Annotated in this window: 14 protein-coding genes; 3 read left to right on the top strand and 11 right to left on the bottom strand. The window is 65.8% G+C overall.

The features are described 5' to 3' along the window. Window positions 1-55 precede the first annotated feature (55 nt). Window positions 56-1,486 carry an MFS transporter gene (locus LGN19_RS14815; RefSeq protein ID WP_226215538.1) on the bottom strand — a complete coding sequence of 477 codons (1,431 nt, stop codon included), beginning with the start codon at window positions 1,484-1,486 and terminating at the stop codon, window positions 56-58. A gap of 344 nt (window positions 1,487-1,830) precedes the next feature. On the opposite strand from LGN19_RS14815, the gene LGN19_RS14820 reads away from it, so the two are divergent. From LGN19_RS14820 to LGN19_RS14830, 3 genes are read left to right on the top strand one after another with little or no spacing between them, the layout of a single operon-like run. After that, window positions 1,831-2,823: an aliphatic sulfonate ABC transporter substrate-binding protein gene (locus LGN19_RS14820; protein WP_226215540.1), complete on the top strand. Its 993-nt coding sequence runs from the start codon at window positions 1,831-1,833 to the stop codon at window positions 2,821-2,823. Window positions 2,824-2,834: 11 nt separating this feature from the next. Next, window positions 2,835-3,686, top strand: a complete 852-nt coding sequence (locus tag LGN19_RS14825; protein WP_175220978.1) for an ABC transporter permease — start codon at window positions 2,835-2,837, stop codon at window positions 3,684-3,686. Then, on the top strand, window positions 3,683-4,519 hold the full coding sequence (locus tag LGN19_RS14830) for an ABC transporter ATP-binding protein (RefSeq protein WP_226215542.1): 837 nt from the start codon (window positions 3,683-3,685) through the stop codon (window positions 4,517-4,519). The genes LGN19_RS14825 and LGN19_RS14830 overlap by 4 nt, the downstream gene beginning before the upstream one ends. A 198-nt stretch (window positions 4,520-4,717) precedes the next feature. Here LGN19_RS14830 and LGN19_RS14835 read toward each other — a convergent pair whose 3' ends face one another. The 10 genes from LGN19_RS14835 to LGN19_RS14885 all read right to left on the bottom strand — a co-directional run bounded on the left by LGN19_RS14835 (window position 4,718) and on the right by LGN19_RS14885 (window position 16,321). Continuing rightward, window positions 4,718-5,248 carry an OsmC family protein gene (locus tag LGN19_RS14835; RefSeq protein ID WP_122950015.1) on the bottom strand — a complete coding sequence of 177 codons (531 nt, stop codon included), beginning with the start codon at window positions 5,246-5,248 and terminating at the stop codon, window positions 4,718-4,720. Between the two features lie 403 nt (window positions 5,249-5,651). Further along, window positions 5,652-6,995, bottom strand: coding sequence for an LLM class flavin-dependent oxidoreductase (locus LGN19_RS14840; RefSeq protein ID WP_226215544.1), 1,344 nt, complete (start codon window positions 6,993-6,995; stop codon window positions 5,652-5,654). 47 nt (window positions 6,996-7,042) lie between these two features. After that, complete coding sequence (locus LGN19_RS14845) at window positions 7,043-7,474, bottom strand: ExbD/TolR family protein (protein WP_122950016.1); 432 nt, start codon at window positions 7,472-7,474, stop codon at window positions 7,043-7,045. Between the two features lie 12 nt (window positions 7,475-7,486). Continuing rightward, on the bottom strand, window positions 7,487-7,909 hold the full coding sequence (locus LGN19_RS14850) for an ExbD/TolR family protein (RefSeq protein ID WP_174957679.1): 423 nt from the start codon (window positions 7,907-7,909) through the stop codon (window positions 7,487-7,489). A gap of 12 nt (window positions 7,910-7,921) precedes the next feature. Beyond that, window positions 7,922-8,857 (bottom strand): MotA/TolQ/ExbB proton channel family protein, encoded by a 936-nt coding sequence (locus LGN19_RS14855; RefSeq protein WP_226215546.1) that lies wholly within the window; start codon window positions 8,855-8,857, stop codon window positions 7,922-7,924. Between the two features lie 68 nt (window positions 8,858-8,925). Further along, the gene (locus LGN19_RS14860; RefSeq protein WP_122950019.1) at window positions 8,926-9,621 is read right to left on the bottom strand and encodes an energy transducer TonB; all 696 of its coding nucleotides are present in this window, start codon (window positions 9,619-9,621) and stop codon (window positions 8,926-8,928) included. A 74-nt stretch (window positions 9,622-9,695) separates the two neighbouring features. Beyond that, the gene (locus LGN19_RS14865; protein ID WP_226215548.1) at window positions 9,696-10,736 is read right to left on the bottom strand and encodes an LLM class flavin-dependent oxidoreductase; all 1,041 of its coding nucleotides are present in this window, start codon (window positions 10,734-10,736) and stop codon (window positions 9,696-9,698) included. A 34-nt stretch (window positions 10,737-10,770) separates the two neighbouring features. Beyond that, a complete protein-coding gene (locus LGN19_RS39585) occupies window positions 10,771-12,582 on the bottom strand; it encodes an amino acid ABC transporter permease/ATP-binding protein (RefSeq protein WP_264173044.1) in 1,812 nt (603 codons plus the stop codon). A 108-nt stretch (window positions 12,583-12,690) separates the two neighbouring features. Then, window positions 12,691-13,692, bottom strand: coding sequence for an LLM class flavin-dependent oxidoreductase (locus LGN19_RS14880; protein WP_226215550.1), 1,002 nt, complete (start codon window positions 13,690-13,692; stop codon window positions 12,691-12,693). A gap of 151 nt (window positions 13,693-13,843) precedes the next feature. Next, on the bottom strand, window positions 13,844-16,321 hold the full coding sequence (locus LGN19_RS14885; RefSeq protein WP_226215552.1) for a TonB-dependent receptor plug domain-containing protein: 2,478 nt from the start codon (window positions 16,319-16,321) through the stop codon (window positions 13,844-13,846). Window positions 16,322-16,374: the final 53 nt, after the last annotated feature.

Raw genomic sequence — 16,374 nt, forward strand, 5'->3', positions numbered from 1 at the left:
TCCACTTTTCCGATGCCGGAACGCGGGAAACCGGTGGTTACGCTTCCGGTTGCGTTCAGGCAATGCCCTCGTCGTCGTCGATTTCCCGCGCCGTCGGCTCGTAGCGCACGATCAACAGGAATACGATCGGCGTAGCGGCACTGATCGCGACGACCCAGAACATGTCCGTGCCGAGCCGAGCCTGCAGGATCGGCAGCACGAACAGCGCCAGCGCCTGACCGATGCCGCACAGCGACCGCCCGAAGCCCACGCCGGTACCACGGATCGTTGCCGGATACGACAGCGTCGGATAGATCATCATCTGCGCGCCGGGCCCGAACCCTTCGGCGAACAGCCACGTGCCGAGCATCAACAGCACGAAGCCGATCGCGAGTGCGCCATGCGGATGCCCCGCCAGCGCGAGCGCCACGAGCGCGACGAACTGGAGCGCGAAACCGGCGATCGCGACATGACGCGACGCATGGCGATGGGCCAGGCGCATGCCCAGCAAGCCGCCGGTGAACGCAAACAGCACGTTCAGCGCCAGCGACGCCGCGATCGTTTCGAATACGCCCGCGCCGAGAAACTGCGACAGGATCGACGGCAGGAAGAATGCGATCGCCGTGTATTCGAACGGGATGCACAGATTCATCACGCTGGCGACGATCGTGCGCCCCAGGTACGGGCGCTGGAACAGCACGCGAATGCGCACGGGCGGCTGGCTCGGCGCGCGCGGAGCGTCCTTCGCTTCATGTGCGTGAATCCCGTACGACTCGCGCAGAATCCTCGCGGCATTGGTCAAATCCCCCTGGTTTGCGGCCCACAGCGGCGATTCGTTCATGAAGCGGTTCCTGAACAGGATGATGACGAGGGCGGGCACCGCGCCGAAGATCAGCGACGCGCGCCAAAGCCATCCCGCATGCTCGGCAGGCAGCAGGAAATACAGTCCGAAGATCAGCAGGAAGCAGACCGAGGACGCCACGTACCACATCGGGCACCACGCCGCGAGCCGCGACGCCTTGTTGCCGCGACCGTTGAACTTCGAGAATTCCGCGAGAAACGCCATCGCGACGGGCAGGTCGATGCCGACACCGAGCCCCATCACGAAGCGCGCACCGATCAGCACCCAGACGTTCGGCGCGAGCCCGGCCGCGATCGCCGCGACCACGAAAAACAGCATGTCGGCCATGAACACCTGATAGCGGCCGATCCTGTCGGTCAGCCATCCGCCGATCAGGCTGCCGAAGATCGTGCCGATCATGATCGCCGACCCGACCAGGCCGGTCAGCGCGGGCGTCAGCCCGAACTCGCGCGCCACGTCGTCGATCCCGTAGGACAGCGTCGTCAGATCGTACGCATCGAGAAACACGCCGCCGAGCGCCAGCAGCACGATCATCCGGGCATGGCTGACCGAGCTGTCCACCGTGTTGATCAGGCGCGCGACGTCGCTTGCCGAGCGGATGGGCGACGACACCGGGGGCACGGCGTTCAGATCGATCGAACTCATCGCATTCCTTAGTTTTCTGCCAAGTAGCCAGCAATGTCCACATGAAGCCGCAAACCGGACGTGCTCATGCGTGACCCGCGAGAATCCGCTGCGACGGCGATCCTCCCGACATGCGATGCCGTCACGTTCCGGCAGCAGGCATTCTGTTCTCCCGATCCGGTTATCCCAAGCGATTTAAATCGATAAATTAATCGGCCCGCGTCATAAAGTTGCTCGCCGCGCGCTTAGCAGCAACGCACATGTTCAATCGCGGATTTCTTCGTTCGCGGATCGCCGCTGCTTCGTTACATTAGCCGGTCACCCTGCCTGTTCGCGGCACCTTGCCGCCCTTCCGGAGAATCCCGATGAAGCTGTCCTGGTCCCGCGCATGGCAAGCCGCGACCGTCGTCGTTGCCGCGTTCGCCAGCCTCGTGTCGGTGCACGCACGCGCGGCGACGCCCGCTGAGATCCGCGTCGACTACGCGTACTACTCGCCGGAGAGCCTGGTGATCCGCCACTTCGGCTGGCTCGAAGACGAATTCAAGGCCGACCGCACGTCGATCCGCTGGGTGCTGAGCCTGGGCAGCAATCGCGCACTCGAATACCTGAACAGCGGTGCGGTCGATTTCGGTTCCGCCGCGGGCCTCGCGTCGGTGCTCGCGCGTGCGAACGGCAACCCGATCCATACGGTCTACGTGTTCTCCCGCCCCGAGTGGACCGCACTCGTGGTCCGCAAGGATTCGCCGATCCGCTCGCTCGCGGACCTGAAGGGCAAGAAAATCGCCGCGACGCGCGGCACCGATCCGTTCCTGTTCACGCTACGCGCGCTGCATACGGTCGGCCTGACTCGCGACGACGTCGAGATCGTCAACCTGCAGCATCCCGACGGGCGCACCGCGCTCGCGAACGGCCAGGTCGATGCGTGGGCCGGCCTCGATCCGCACATGGCCGCGGCGCAGCTCGACGACGGCGCGCGCCTGCTCCATCGCAACGTTGCGTTCAACACCTATGGTTTTCTGAATGTCCGCGACGCATTCGCCAGCCAGTACCCGCAGGCAGTCACGCGTGTCCTGAAGGTCTACGATCGCGCACGCCAATGGATCGTCGCGCATCCGGCCGATACCGCGCAGATCGTCGCCGACGAATCGAAGGTTTCGCTGCCGGTGGCGAAACTGCAGCTGCAACGCAACGACTTCAGCCATCCCGTTCCCGGCGATACCCAACGCGAGGCGCTGAAGGCCGCGGCGCCAATCCTGACGGCCGAACAGCTGACCAAGCCCGGCGTCGATCCCGCGAAGATCGTCGATGCGCTGATCGATCCGTCGTTCGCGCGCCCGCTCGTCGACGCTTCGCGCTGAGACGGCCGACCATGACCGACACCGCTGCCCGAGACACCGCGCTCGCGCGTCGCCGCCCCGCTTCGCCACGCGCCGGCCGGCGCGATCCGCTTCGCCGATGGCGGATCGCGGGCCTCGCGCTGCCGTTCGCGGTGCTCGCGGTGCTGGAGGTCGTCGTGCGGCAGGGCTGGCTGCCGGACCATCTCGTCCCGGCGCCGAGCGAGATTTTCGACACGCTCGTCCATATGGGCATCACGCGCGTGGCACGCCATGTCGGCGCGAGTACGCTGCGGGTCGCGGCAGGCTTTGCGGCCGGCGCCACACTCGCGCTCGTGGTCGGCGCGGCGATGGGCCTGAGCCGCCGGATCGACGCGCTCCTCGAGCCGACGTTCCAGGCGCTGCGCGCGATTCCGTCGCTCGCGTGGGTACCGGTGCTGTTGCTGTGGCTCGGCATCGATGAAGCGCCGAAGATCACGTTGATCGCCATCGGCGCGTTCTTCCCGGTCCACCTCGCGGTGGTCGCCGGCATTCGCGACGTCGACCGCAAGCTCGTCGAGCTTGGCGCGGTGTACCGGCTCGGCCCGCTCGCGCTGTTCCGGCGCATCCTGCTGCCGGCCGCGCTGCCGCAGATCGTCACCGGCTTGCGCACCGGCCTCAGTCTCGCGTGGATGTTCATGGTCGCCGCGGAGTTGATCGCGGCCACGCGTGGCCTCGGTTTCCTGCTGAGCGACGGCCGGGAAACCGGGCGCCCCGATCTCGTGTTCGGTGCCATCCTGCTGCTGGCGCTGCTCGGCAAGCTGACCGACGGCGCGATGGCGCGCATCGAGTCGCACTGGCTCGGCTGGCGCGACGCGTTCGACCCCTCACGCAAGGTGTCGACATGAGCACGCCTCCTTCCGCACACGCGGCGGCGGGCGCTGCTACCCCGCTGCTCGACCTGCGCATCGCCCGCAAGCTATACGGCAATCGCACGATCCTTGCCGACGTTCCGCTGCAGGTCGCGCGCGGCGAGATCGTCTGCGTGGTCGGCCCGAGCGGTTGCGGGAAGAGCACGCTGCTGCGGATCGTCGCCGGCCTCGACACGGATTTCCGCGGCAGCGTGACAGTGGGCGGCATCGCGCTCGACGGCCCGTCCCCGCGCGTCGGCGTGATCTTTCAGGAGCCGCGACTGCTGCCGTGGCTGTCGATCGCGGACAACGTCGGCTTTGCGGCCGGCCCGCGCGGCGGGCGCGAGCCCGCAGTCGCCCGGCTGCTCGACGAAGTCGGCCTGGCCGGCGTCGCCCGGCAACTGCCGGCCACGCTGTCGGGCGGGATGGCCCAGCGCGCGGCGATCGCGCGCGGGCTGTTCGGCGAGCCGGACCTGCTGCTGCTCGACGAACCGTTCAGCGCGGTCGATGCGATGACCCGGATGCGGTTGCAGACGCTGCTGCTCGATGTCGTCGAGCGGCACCGGATGGCCGCGATCGTCGTCACGCACGATCTGGACGAAGCGCTGTATCTGGGCGATCGCGTGCTGATGCTCGCGCCCAACCCGGGCCGCATCGACGACGCGATCCACGTCGAGGTCGCCCGGCCGCGCGATCGGCGCGACCCGACGCTGGCCGTGCTGCGCGCGCGGCTGCTCGATGCGTTCCAGCATTTTCAGGATCGTGCCGACGACGCGAAGCGCCGCCCGCGTGGTTATCCAACCTCCGAAGCCGGAATCCGCGCCGGCTGATTCGTCACCGGCGTCTCTCGACCCCGATCCGGTACGCGTTCGGCGCCGGGACGACGCCTCCGCCATGTCGTGCCAGTGCGACAAGCATCTCCGTCACATCGACGCCCCAACAGGGTGCGCGGGTATCGCGCGTGCCCGCTCACGCCGCAGCGACGTTAAGTGCCGCAACGCACCGGTGCACCGGCGCACCGGCGCACTTCAACCATGCGTATGTCGCAACTCGCCGTCGATGGTCTGCGGCAGTCTCAGCAGGTTGAAGATCGGGCACACGGCCTCGACCGCCTCATGGAGTGCACGAATCGACTCCGGCGGTTCGGGCGACACGATATCGAGCGTATAGCGCAGATTGTGCGGAAACACCGGCACATGCTCGAAACCCGGTTGCTGCGCGAGCGGATGCTGGTCGCCGGTCACCTCGACTTCGACGGAGTCGATCTTCAGGCCGCGCTCCGCGGCCTGAATCAGCGTGATGTGCGTCAGGCAACTGCCCAGCACGCCGAGCTGCAACTCCGGCGATGCCGGCCCGAGGTTGTAGCCCGCGAAATCAGGCGGACTGTCGCTGATCACCTGGAAATCGCGAATGCGGATCTCCCGCACGCCGCTGCGGCCAAGTGCGCGCACGTTCGCTTTCAGCGGGGTCGCCTTGAAATCCGGATTGCCGCGGGCGGCGTCCTTTTTCGCGAGCCAGGCGTCGCGCTTCTGTTCGAGATAGTCGTTCAGTGTCGTCATGATCGGGCCGGTACGGTCGCAATGATTGGCCTCGCATGCGGTGGCCAAGGGAGAGGGGTCTTGATGCTATTCCGTTCCGCGACAGCCACGAAACGATCTTTTCAGCAAAGCAATTCTCGGCGCGTGATGTCGCATTGCGACGTGCGCGTTCGCTTCAGGGATCGACGGCGGCCCTTCACGCCCCCGCGAGTTATCCACAATTTCCGTGCATAACCCTGTGGAGAACCCTCGAGCAATCGCGCTGCGGCCGGCTTCGGCCGGCATCGCTGCGCCGCCGGCATCTACGCGGCCGTCGCCGGCTCCCGGGCGCCGGACATCGACGATTTCGCGCCGGGCTCGCGATCGTCCGGATGTCGTCATTCACCGGATCGGTGCACGGATCGCTTCGATGTCGGCAGCCGGGTCATGACACGGCGTATCGGTTGAGCGGATACGACACCCCGAGATGGTCGCGCAAGGTCGTGCCGTGGTAGTCCGCGCGGAACAGGCCGCGTTGCCGGAGGATCGGCACGACCTGTTCGACGAATTCGGCAAATGCCGTGGGCGTGCCGCCGCCGACAATGAAACCGTCCGTCGCGCGCGCCTCGAACCATTCCTGCAAGCCATCCGCGATGTGCGCAGGCGTGCCGATGAATCGCGGGCGCGGCGCAGCCGATTCGAGTGCGACCTGGCGCAAGGTCAGGCCACGCTCGCGCGCGTGGCGCTTGATTTCGTCCGTCCCGCTGCGGAAGCTGTTGCTGCCGAGGTCGCCGAGCTCCGGAAAGGGATCGTCGAGCGGGTACTGGCCGAAATCGTGATGCTCGAAGAACCGGCCGAGATGGTTGAGCGCACTGTCGATCGTGATCAGCTTCAGGCTGTCCTGATACTGCCGTTCCGCATCGTCGGCCGACGTGCCCACGATCACGCCGATTCCCTGGAATATCTTCAGGTCGTCGGGATCGCGGCCCTGCCCGGTTACCTGACCCTTGAGATCCGCATAGAACGCCTGCGCTTGTGCCAGCGTGTAATGGTGCGTAAACACGGCATCCGCATGCTTCGCCGCGAGCTGCTTGCCCGCGTCGGACGCACCGGCCTGAAACAGGATCGGACGAGCCTGCGGCGTACGTCCGACGTTCAACGGCCCCTCGACCGAGAAATACTTTCCCTTGTGATCGAGCGTATGGAGCTTTTCCGGATCGAAGAAGACCCCACTCGCGCGATCGCGCACGAATGCGTCTTCCTCCCACGAATCCCAGAGGCCTTTCGTGACGTCGAGATACTCGTCGGCGATCCGGTAGCGTTCATCGTGCTCCGGATGTTCCGTGCGCGAGAAATTTCGGGCAGACCCTTCGAGCGGCGACGTCACCACATTCCACGCCGCGCGCCCGCGGCTCAGGTGGTCGAGGCTCGCAAACTGCCGGGCCACGGTAAACGGCTCGCTGTAGGACGTCGACAAGGTCCCGACCAACCCCACCCGTTCGGTCACGGCCGACAGCGCCGCCAGCAGCGTGAGCGGCTCGAACCGGTTCAGGAAGTGCGGAATCGACTTCGCGTTGATGTGCAGGCCGTCGGCCACGAACACGAAATCGAACTTGCCGGCCTCGGCCTGGCGGGCCACGTCCTTGGCGAAGTCCGGGTTGATGCTCGCGTCGATCACCGCGTCGGGATGGCGCCACCCGGCGTAGTGACCGCCCGGCCCGTGGATCGTCGCGCCGAGGTGAATTTGCCTGGAACGCCCGTTGTGCGTCAATGTGCTTGCGTCGCTCATGTCGAATGGAAAGTAGTGACTCGGTTGGGGGACGGTCTCTCGACGGCTCACTGCGTGAACTGCTCGTTGCCGATCAGACCGATCTTCGTCGCGCCTTCGCGCTGGGCCGACGCCAGCACCTCGGCTACCGCGCGGTAAGGCGCCGCCTTGTCCGGACGCAACCGGATCTCGTCCTGGTCGGCTTCGGCCACGACTTCACGGAACCTCGCCGCGAGCCCTGCCGGCCCGTTCACGGGTGCGCCGTTCCAGTTGACCGATCCGTCCGCGCCGATGTCGATCTGTACCACCTGGGGCGGATGTGGCGGCGGCGGCGGGTTCCCCACCGGCAGGTTCATCTTCACCGAATGCATCTGGATCGGGATCGTGATGATCAACATGATCAGCAGCACCAGCATGACGTCGATCAACGGCGTGGTGTTGATGTCCACCATCACGTCCGGCTCGTCCTTGCTCCCTGCGGAGCCTGCGTTCATACCCATCGTTCGAACTCCTTAACCCCCGCGTGCGGGCGGCTCCGTGATGAAGGCGACCTTGACGACACCGGCCCGCTCGCATGCCGTGACGACCTGGCCGATGTACTGGTACGGCGTCGCCTGGTCGCCGCGCACATGCACGTCCGGTTGCGGCGTCTGCGACGAAATCTCTTTCAGGCGCGACACCAGCGTATGAAGGTCCACATGCTCGGTGCCCCAGAAGAGGTCGCCCTGCCGGTTCACCGCGATCTCGATGCTCTTCGGCTGCGTCTGCAGCGGCTGGACCCGCTCCGCCGGCAGCTGAACCTGAATCGTGTGCGTCACCACCGGGATCGTGATGAGGAAGATGATCAGCAACACCAGCATCACGTCCACGAGCGGCGTCGTGTTGATCGCCGAGATCACCTCGTCGTTGTCGTCACCGCCAACGCTGATTGCCATGGCCGACTCCGCTCAGGGTTGCACGGCAAGCGCCTGCGGCGCCTGGGCCGCTTGCGGCGCAATACGGCCCGCGGTCCGTCTGCCGCCCGCGAGCAATACCGTGTGCAGTTGCGCGCCGAAGTTGCGCACACGTTCCATCACGGACTTGTTGCGGCGCACGAGGAAGTTGTAGCCGAGCACCGCCGGCACGGCCACGGCCAGACCGATCGCGGTCATGATCAGCGCCTCGCCCACCGGCCCCGCGACCTTGTCGATCGACGCCTGGCCCGCGATGCCGATGGCCGTCAACGCGTGATAGATCCCCCACACCGTACCGAACAGCCCGACAAACGGCGCGGTGGAACCCACCGTACCCAGAAACGCCAGGCCGTCCTGCAGGCGGTTCGAGACGTTGGTAATCGAACGCTCGATGTTCAACTCGATCCAGGTATTGCGGTCGACCGAATCGAGCAGCGCCGTGTCGTGGTGCTCCCCCGCCTCGATCGCGTTTTCGGCGATGAAGCGAAACGGCGATGCATCGTCGAGCTGGGCCGTGCCCTCGGCCAGCGTCGGCGCGTTCCAGACCTGCTCGTCGGCCGACTTCGCGCGGCTGTTCGCACGCGCCTGCTCGATGAACTTGGTCACCATGACATACCAGCTGCCGAGCGACATGACCACGAGCAGAGCCAGGACGAAGCGGGCGACGAAGTCGCCGTTCGACCACAGGGCGCCCAGGCCGTACGGGTTCTCGACGGTGGCCGACGTCGCGGGTTCGGGCGGCGGCAGCGGGCGTTCCGATCCATTTGCAGCAGCGGGTGCCGTCACGGTCGGCGATGCACCGGATGCTGTCTGTACCTGTGTCGCGGCCTTCTCCTGTGCAAGCACAGTGTGCGGGGAAACCAGCACGCCTCCCGCGCCAGCGGCGATCATCAGGCTTGCCGCCAGTGCGGCACGAAAATGCTTTTTCATAAGGACTCCATATGCATGTTGGATCGATTCGGGATGTGGGTGGCGCCCGCCGCCTCGCCGGGCCCGCCTCAGTTCAGGTTGAAGGAAAACGGTACCCGCACGCGCACGGATTGCCCCTGGGCAATGCAGTTGAAGCGCTTGACCGCGTTGAGCGCCGCACGATTGAGCACCGGATCCGCCGGCTGCGCGACCCGCAGGTTCGTGACGCGGCCATCCGGGTCGACGGTGAATTCGACGGTAACGTCACCCGTGATGTTGTTGTCCTGCGCCTCCTGCGGATAGACGATCGACGCGCGAACCTCGTCCGAATTCGGGCAGACCACGCCAATCTCGTGGTTCACCGGCTTGGCAACCGGTACCGGCACGGGCGCGGGTGGGGCTTCGTGCACCGGTGCGGTCGGGACCGGCGTGTCCTGATGCGTGATGGTGGCCGGCGGCGGCGCCTGCACGTGCACCTCGGGCGGCGGCACGAACGGCGGCGGCGGCGCCGTCACCCGTGGCTTCGACACGACCTTTTCGACCGGTTTCGGCGGCGGCGGAGGAGGCGGCGGTTTCACCGGCACGATGATGCGCGCCTCGATCGGTTGCTGGACGATCTGGACGACCCGGGTCGCCAGGCCGTTCACGAGCGCCCATATCAGGACGAGGTGCAACGCGATCGCGATCGCGATGCCGCTGAAGCGACGCACCGGGTGGGTCTTTTTTTTGCCGAACTCGCGCGGACGGCCGATTGCCGCGAGCCGGGATGGAGAAGCGGTTGTCATGTTCAATCCAGGACCAATTGGGTCAGGCGTCCGGCGCGGTGTTCGCATTCGCCGGACCGCATACGCGCCGCCGGTCAAGCCGCAACCTGTTCGCGCCGGTCGGCAGGACGCCAGCCGAGTGCCGGTGCGATACGCGTCACGAAATCATCGAGAATCTGCCGATAATTCTCGAACGGCAGGTCGTAAGGCAATTCGATGCGCAGTTCCCGCACCTGTCCGAGCACCGGATCGGCCAGCAGCCGCGCGACGATCTCGTCCGAGGTGCCGACGAGATCCGGCGCGAACAGCGTGCGCCGCTCGCCCTGTGGCGCTAGCGTGCGGGCATGACGCGCGGCCGCAAACGCGACATAGCGTTCGCGCTCCTTCGCGCTTGCTCCGTCGGTCGGTACGATGACGCGCCCCAGCGCGATACGCGGCGCCTGGGCTTCCTGCCAATGGCCGCGATACAGCGCCAGTTGCTGCAACTGGGCGTCGAGATAGCTGTCGGTGCCCTCGCCCGTGGTCACATTGCCGATCAGCAGGTTGAATCCGTTCCTCGCGGCCCATTCGATCGACCGCCTGGACCCGCCCCCGTACCAGAGCCGCCCCGTCAAGCCGGGCGCAAAGGGGCCCACGCGCGGCCGGACCCGGCCCGCGGCCGATTCCACGAACGTCTCCTCGTCGCCGAGCCAGTCGCCGGCAAGATTGCGGCGCAGCCGGGTCACCCGCGCGTGCGAGAAATCGACCAGTTCGGGATCGGTGTCGAACAGGCGTTCGCCCAGCAGCGCCCCGTGATTCGGCGCGCCTGCGCTGAGCCCGACGTGGAGCCGCCCGTGCGAGAGCACATCGACGGTTGCGAGGTCCTCGGCCAGCCGGAATGGATTCTCGTATCCCATCTGGATGACCGCCGCGCCCAATCCGATTCGGGTCGTGCGCTGGCTCGCCGCCGCGAGAAACGTGGCGGCCGACGATACGGCGCGCTCGAGATGGCGTTGCCGTACCCACGCGCTGTCGTAACCGAGCGCCTCGCCGGTGTGGAACAGGTCGAGCGTCCGCTCGAATCCCGCTGCCGCGTCTTCGTCGGGGTAATTTCCCGGTGTCAGGAAGGCAATATGATCAATGCGTACGTTGCTCACTTTCGTATCCTTCGTCATTGGCCCTAGTGCACGACTACGACAGCACTTTGGACAGGAACTCGCGCGTCCGCGGATGCGACGGCGCCGCGAGCACCGCCGACGGCGGCCCCGACTCCACGATGCGCCCGCCATCCATGAACACGACCGTATCGGCCACCTCCCGCGCGAAACCGATCTCGTGCGTCACGACGATCAGCGTGGTTCCGGAGCGGGCAAGCTGACGAATCACGTCGAGCACTTCGTTGACGAGCTCCGGGTCGAGCGCGGAAGTCGGTTCGTCGAACAGCAACACCTTGGGCTTGAGGGCCAGCGCACGGGCAATCGCCACGCGCTGCTGCTGCCCGCCGGACAGCTGACGCGGCCATGCGTCGACCTTGTCCGCGAGGCCGACGCGGGCCAGCAGCGCACGTGCCTCGTCTTCGGCCTGGGCGCGCGGCAAACCGGCGGCCACCGGCGCCTCGACGACGTTCTCGAGAACGGTCAAATGCGGGAACAGGTTGAAGCTCTGGAACACCATCCCCACCTCGGCACGCCGGCGCAGGATGTCCTTTTCCTTGAGTTCGTAAAGCGTGCGCCCGTCGCGCCGATAGCCGACCAGTTCGCCGTCGATATCGATGAAGCCGTCGTCCACCCGCTCGAGATGGTTGATGGTGCGCAACAGGGTCGACTTGCCCGAACCCGACTGCCCGAGAATGACGGTGACGCTGCCCGACGGAATGGATAGCGACACGTTGTCGAGCACCTTGAGCGTCCCGAAACGCTTCGACACGCGATGAATCCCGACGGCCGCGCCGACGCGCTGCTGCGCCCACCCGGTTTCCTCCGCATTCGATGCGCCGTCGTGGCTCCGTCGATCGATCGCCCCCGACGACCGTCGAACCGGCGCGTTGCCGACAAGACGGCCTTGACGCAGGAAACCGGACAGAAACGGCGCGGCGCCACGGTCTCGGGTTGCACCGCGAGCGTAGTAGCGTTCGATATGAACCTGGATCGCCGACAGGACGGTGAGGATCACCAAATACCAGACGGTGGCGACCATCAGCATCGGAATCACTTCCAGATTGCGGTGGTAAATGATCTGAACCGTATAGAACAGGTCCGGCATTGCGAGGATATAGACAACCGCCGTCCCCTTCGCGAGACCGATCACATCGTTGAACGCGGCGGGCAGGATCGCCCGCATCGCCTGCGGCAGCACGATGCGCCAGGTCTGCCGCGAGCGCGGCATGCCGAGCGCGGCCGCGGCCTCGCGTTGCCCGGGATCGACCGCCAGAATGCCGCCGCGAATCGCCTCCGCGGCGAACGCGGCCTGGGCCAGCGTCAACCCCAGCACGGCCGCCATGAACGGCGTGATCAGGTCCGTGGTCGGGCCCTGCAGGAATACGACGTGGGTGAACGGGATGCCCAGCCTGACCGTGTCGTACAGATAGCCGAGATTGTTCAGCAACAGCAGCAGCACGATCGTCGGGATCGAGCGGAACAGCCAGATGTATGCCCACGAGCAAGACGACAGCAGCGGCGAACGCGAGAGTCGCGCCAGCGCGAGCGGAATGGCCAGCGCGAAGCCCAGCACCGCACCGAGCGCCGTCAGCAGCAGCGTCTGCCCCAGCCCCGCCAGAACGGCCTCCGAGAAGAACCACCGGGCAAACACGGGCCAGCCCCAGTGCGGGTTGCCCAGCACCGAATGCAGGACGAACACGATCAGCGCGATCGTGGCAATCGTGCCTGCCGTTCGCGCCGGATACCGGGCCGGCACGATCCGGTCGTGCGCGTAGTCCGGCGCTGCCAGCGACGTATTGTCCGGAACGAAATGCGCGCTGCCGGCCATCCTGGAAATATCGTTCATCACGCTGCCTTTACGCATTTCTGGTCGATCCGTCACGCAGTCTCTGCGGTTGCATGGCGGCTTGCGCGGCGCGGCAAGTCGTCATCATGAAAGGACGATCGGCAGCCGTCAGGCCGCGACCTGCTGCTCGACGCCGGCCAGCGCCTCGATCGATGCCAGGCGCTTCGCGTAGTCCGCCACCGGGTTGTCGATGACGAATTCGTCGATCCCGAAGCGCTCGTGCAGCGCATCCAGCTCCCGACGCACCTCTCCCGGCGTCCCGGCAATGACCCGGGGATGCAGTTCGTCGACCCGGAAATCGGTGACGCCGATCTGCCGCGCGAAATCGGTCGCCGCTTCGCGGCTTGGCAGATTGACGCCCTGCCCGTTCCCGAATCGCAGCTTGAAGATTTTCAGCGTCCCGACCTGGCGCTTCGCCTCCTCGGACGAGTGCGCGGCCACCGCGAACAGTGCAAGCAGCGGCGCGTGGCCGGTCGCCTTGCGATAGACATCGATCGACCGCTCGAGATTGGCGACGTCACCGTTGAAGTGGCCTGCATGGCAAAACTGCCAGCCGTGGCGCGCGGCCAGCTCGGCGCTCTCCGGGTTACCGCCCAGCAGGATGCGCTGCGGCGGCTCCGGCGGGTTCGGCCCGGCAACCGCACCGGCCAGCGGATGATCCGCAGGCACGCCCGCGCCGAGGAACGCATCCAGTTCGCCGAGTTGCGCGGCGAAATCCGGCTTCCTCGCCGTGTCGTGAAACCATTGCAGCGCGCGCGTCGAAAGCGGCAGGCCACCGGGCGCCTTGCCGACCCCCAGGTCGATCCGCCCCGGCGCGAGCGAAGCCAGCACCCGGAACGATTCGGCCACTTTGTACGGACTGTAGTGCTGGAGCATCACGCCGCCCGAACCCACTCGAATCCGCGTGGTATGCGCGAGCAAATGCGACACGACAATCTCGGGCGCCGAACTGGCGAGACCCGCGGCGCCATGGTGCTCCGCGATCCAGTAGCGCTTGTAGCCGAGCGCATCGGCGCGCCTGGCAAGCGCGATCGTGAAATTCAACGCGTCATGCGCGCTCGATCCTTCTGCAATCGGGCTCTTATCGAGAATCGACAGGGAATAGGACATGGAACTCAACCTTGCTAGAACGCAATCTCACCCGCTTCATGAGGTCTTCAAGCGGTGAGCATTGCAGCTGAGAATGCCGAGCAGATTTCCATTATGGAGAACGCGTCATCCGCTCGTTACGGTCATTTCTGCTATGCATATCGACCGTGGATCAGAACAGATAGCGGGCCCGAAGATAATAGAAACCGCCATTGACACCGATCGTGCTGCCGCCGCTGTACTGCGCGCCTTCCAGCTGCGCTTCATACGGCAGCTTGGTCGGACGCACGTCGAACAGGTTCTGTGCACCGGCCGCGATCTGGAATGACTTGGTCACGTCATAGCGCACCTCGACATCCGTGATGTACCGCGCGGCGTCCTCGAAATGAACGAATTGCGAGGTCGAGAACGCGTTCGGCCCGACGATGTACGTCGCTTCGCCGGAAGTCTTGCCATAGCGCGTCTCGTGCAGCGTGATTGCCCACTTGTCGAGATGCCAGGTGCCCCCGACGATGATCTTGTTTTTCGGCGTCGTCGTGGAAAGCGAGGCGATCTGCTGCCCGTTCAGCGAGGGCTTGCCGTTCGACCCATTGGCGATATGGGTAACGGAGGTCGTGTTCAGGTTCACCCCGAAATCCCAGTCGACCTGGCCATACCGTCCGAAACTCGTGTGATACGTACCCGCCAGGTCGATCCCCCGCGTCCGCGTGTTGGCGCCGTTGGTGAAGTAGCTCGCACTGACCGCCGACGCCGGCACCGATCCCGGCACCGTCAGGCCCGCGCCTTCGAGCGCGGCAATGGCGGAAGCGCCCGATGCCGTGCCGCCGAGCACGATCCGGTTCCGGATATTGATCTGGTAGGCATCGATCGTCAGTTGCAGATCGCGCACCGGATTGAGCACCAGCCCGAAGTTGTAGCTGGTCGACTCTTCAGGCTTCAGTGCCTGGGCGCCGATCAGGCGTGCGCCTGGCGATGTCGTCGCCAGGATGCCGCCGACGGACGCGGGCGACGTCGTCACGCTGGTATAGGATTCCTGCGCCAGCGACGGCGCACGAAAACCGGAACTCACGCTGCCGCGCACCGCCACCGCCGGCGAGAACTGGTAGCGCGTGGAAACCTTGCCGTTGGTCGTATCGCCGACGTCGTTGTAGTGCTCGTAGCGACCGGCGAGCGCCACCTGCCATTTCGGCGTCAGGTAAGTCGACAGATCGACATACGTGCCGATCACGTTCCGCGAGATGTCGCTCGCGCTCACCGGAGCCAGGCCCGGCAACGCGGCCGAACCGCCGTAGAGCCACGACGCCTGGTCTCCGCCGCGGATCGTGTAGGTTTCGCGACGCTGCTCGACGCCCACCGCGACGTTCAGCGGCGCAGGCAGCAGCGGCACGTTGAACGCCCGCGACAAATCGAGGTTGTTCGTCAGCTGGGTATTGCCGACGGACGACAGATGGAAGGTGGTCGGCGTGGATCCCTGTGCGGCGTACAACCCCGTGTTGGCGGAATTGCGCATCCCGAACACGTTGTAATCGCCACCGTAGGTCGTGCTCAGGTCCCACGCCCAGCCGAACAGGTTCTTTCCCTTGACCCCGGCCGTGATCGAATAATCGTTCTCGTTGATCGTTTCGACCGGTACGAACCCGTTCGGGTAGACCTGCGGCAGAACCGAAGGCGGGCGGTAGTTCTGGTACGCATCGCCGTTGCGGTGCGCATAGGTACCGAAGCCGTACAGCTCGACATCGTCGCCGAGGTAGTAGCCTGCATTGAAGCCGACCGTTTCGCGCGAGCTCGCCGGGTCGCCCAGGATCGGGTTGTAGTAGCCCTGCCCTTGAGGAAACCGCCCGAAGTAATCGTCAGGACCGGTGCGGATCGTATGATTCTGCCGGTCGAATCCGGCACTCAGGTCCAGGAAGCCCTTGTCGCCGAGATTCAGGCCGATGGTGGCGGACTCACTCGTCTTGAAACCGTCACCCGAATAAGTCTGCCCGTTGGTCGAGTCAAGTTCGCCGCCGCGCGCGTTGCGCTTCAGAATGATGTTGATCACACCGGCAATGGCATCGGAACCATACTGCGCGGATGCACCGTCCCGCAGCACTTCGATATGGTCGATCAAGCCGACCGGAATGGTATCGATGTCCACGCCGGTCGAACCCTGGTTCAGGCCCGGATCGAGCGTGATGTTCGCGGTCGTATGGCGGCGCTTGCCGTTCACCAGCACGAGCACGTGGTCGGGAGAGAGGCCATGCAGCGACAGCGTGTCGGTCAGTACGCCGGTATCGCCCGAGTACGTGGTTTTCGTGATCGACGGCGACAGTTTCACCAGCGCATCGCGCAGGTTGGCCTGCCCGGTCGCGCGCAACTGATCGCCCCCGATCACGTCGATCGGCGTCAGGCTTTTGCTGGCACGGGTCTCGGTACGCGAACCCGTGATCACCACCCGGTCCTGCACCTTCACCGGGCTCTCCGAAACCGGCGCAGCCGCCGGCACCGGCGCGGTCGCACTGCTTGCAGGCACCGCGACCGCTGCGGCCCCGTCGTCCTTCACGCCTTCCTGCGCCCAGGCCGCACCATGAAATACGCCTGCCGCAACCGCAACCGACATCACCGTTCTGCGCGTCTTCAGCGAAACCCCTTCGCCCCGAATGTGCTGCATGATTTCTCCGCTCATTGTCGATGAGATGCTGCCCGTGCGACAGCCACATCATC

Source organism: Burkholderia sp. AU30198, assembly GCF_020419825.1.
Taxonomy (GTDB): domain Bacteria; phylum Pseudomonadota; class Gammaproteobacteria; order Burkholderiales; family Burkholderiaceae; genus Burkholderia.

Coding starts and splice junctions, on each gene's coding strand:
- LGN19_RS14815 (WP_226215538.1), bottom strand. CDS start 1,486: ATGAGTTCGATCGATCTGAACGCCGTGCCCCCGGTGTCGTCGCCCATC.
- LGN19_RS14820 (WP_226215540.1), top strand. CDS start 1,831: ATGAAGCTGTCCTGGTCCCGCGCATGGCAAGCCGCGACCGTCGTCGTT.
- LGN19_RS14825 (WP_175220978.1), top strand. CDS start 2,835: ATGACCGACACCGCTGCCCGAGACACCGCGCTCGCGCGTCGCCGCCCC.
- LGN19_RS14830 (WP_226215542.1), top strand. CDS start 3,683: ATGAGCACGCCTCCTTCCGCACACGCGGCGGCGGGCGCTGCTACCCCG.
- LGN19_RS14835 (WP_122950015.1), bottom strand. CDS start 5,248: ATGACGACACTGAACGACTATCTCGAACAGAAGCGCGACGCCTGGCTC.
- LGN19_RS14840 (WP_226215544.1), bottom strand. CDS start 6,995: ATGAGCGACGCAAGCACATTGACGCACAACGGGCGTTCCAGGCAAATT.
- LGN19_RS14845 (WP_122950016.1), bottom strand. CDS start 7,474: ATGGGTATGAACGCAGGCTCCGCAGGGAGCAAGGACGAGCCGGACGTG.
- LGN19_RS14850 (WP_174957679.1), bottom strand. CDS start 7,909: ATGGCAATCAGCGTTGGCGGTGACGACAACGACGAGGTGATCTCGGCG.
- LGN19_RS14855 (WP_226215546.1), bottom strand. CDS start 8,857: ATGAAAAAGCATTTTCGTGCCGCACTGGCGGCAAGCCTGATGATCGCC.
- LGN19_RS14860 (WP_122950019.1), bottom strand. CDS start 9,621: ATGACAACCGCTTCTCCATCCCGGCTCGCGGCAATCGGCCGTCCGCGC.
- LGN19_RS39585 (WP_264173044.1), bottom strand. CDS start 12,582: ATGAACGATATTTCCAGGATGGCCGGCAGCGCGCATTTCGTTCCGGAC.
- LGN19_RS14880 (WP_226215550.1), bottom strand. CDS start 13,692: ATGTCCTATTCCCTGTCGATTCTCGATAAGAGCCCGATTGCAGAAGGA.
- LGN19_RS14885 (WP_226215552.1), bottom strand. CDS start 16,321: ATGCAGCACATTCGGGGCGAAGGGGTTTCGCTGAAGACGCGCAGAACG.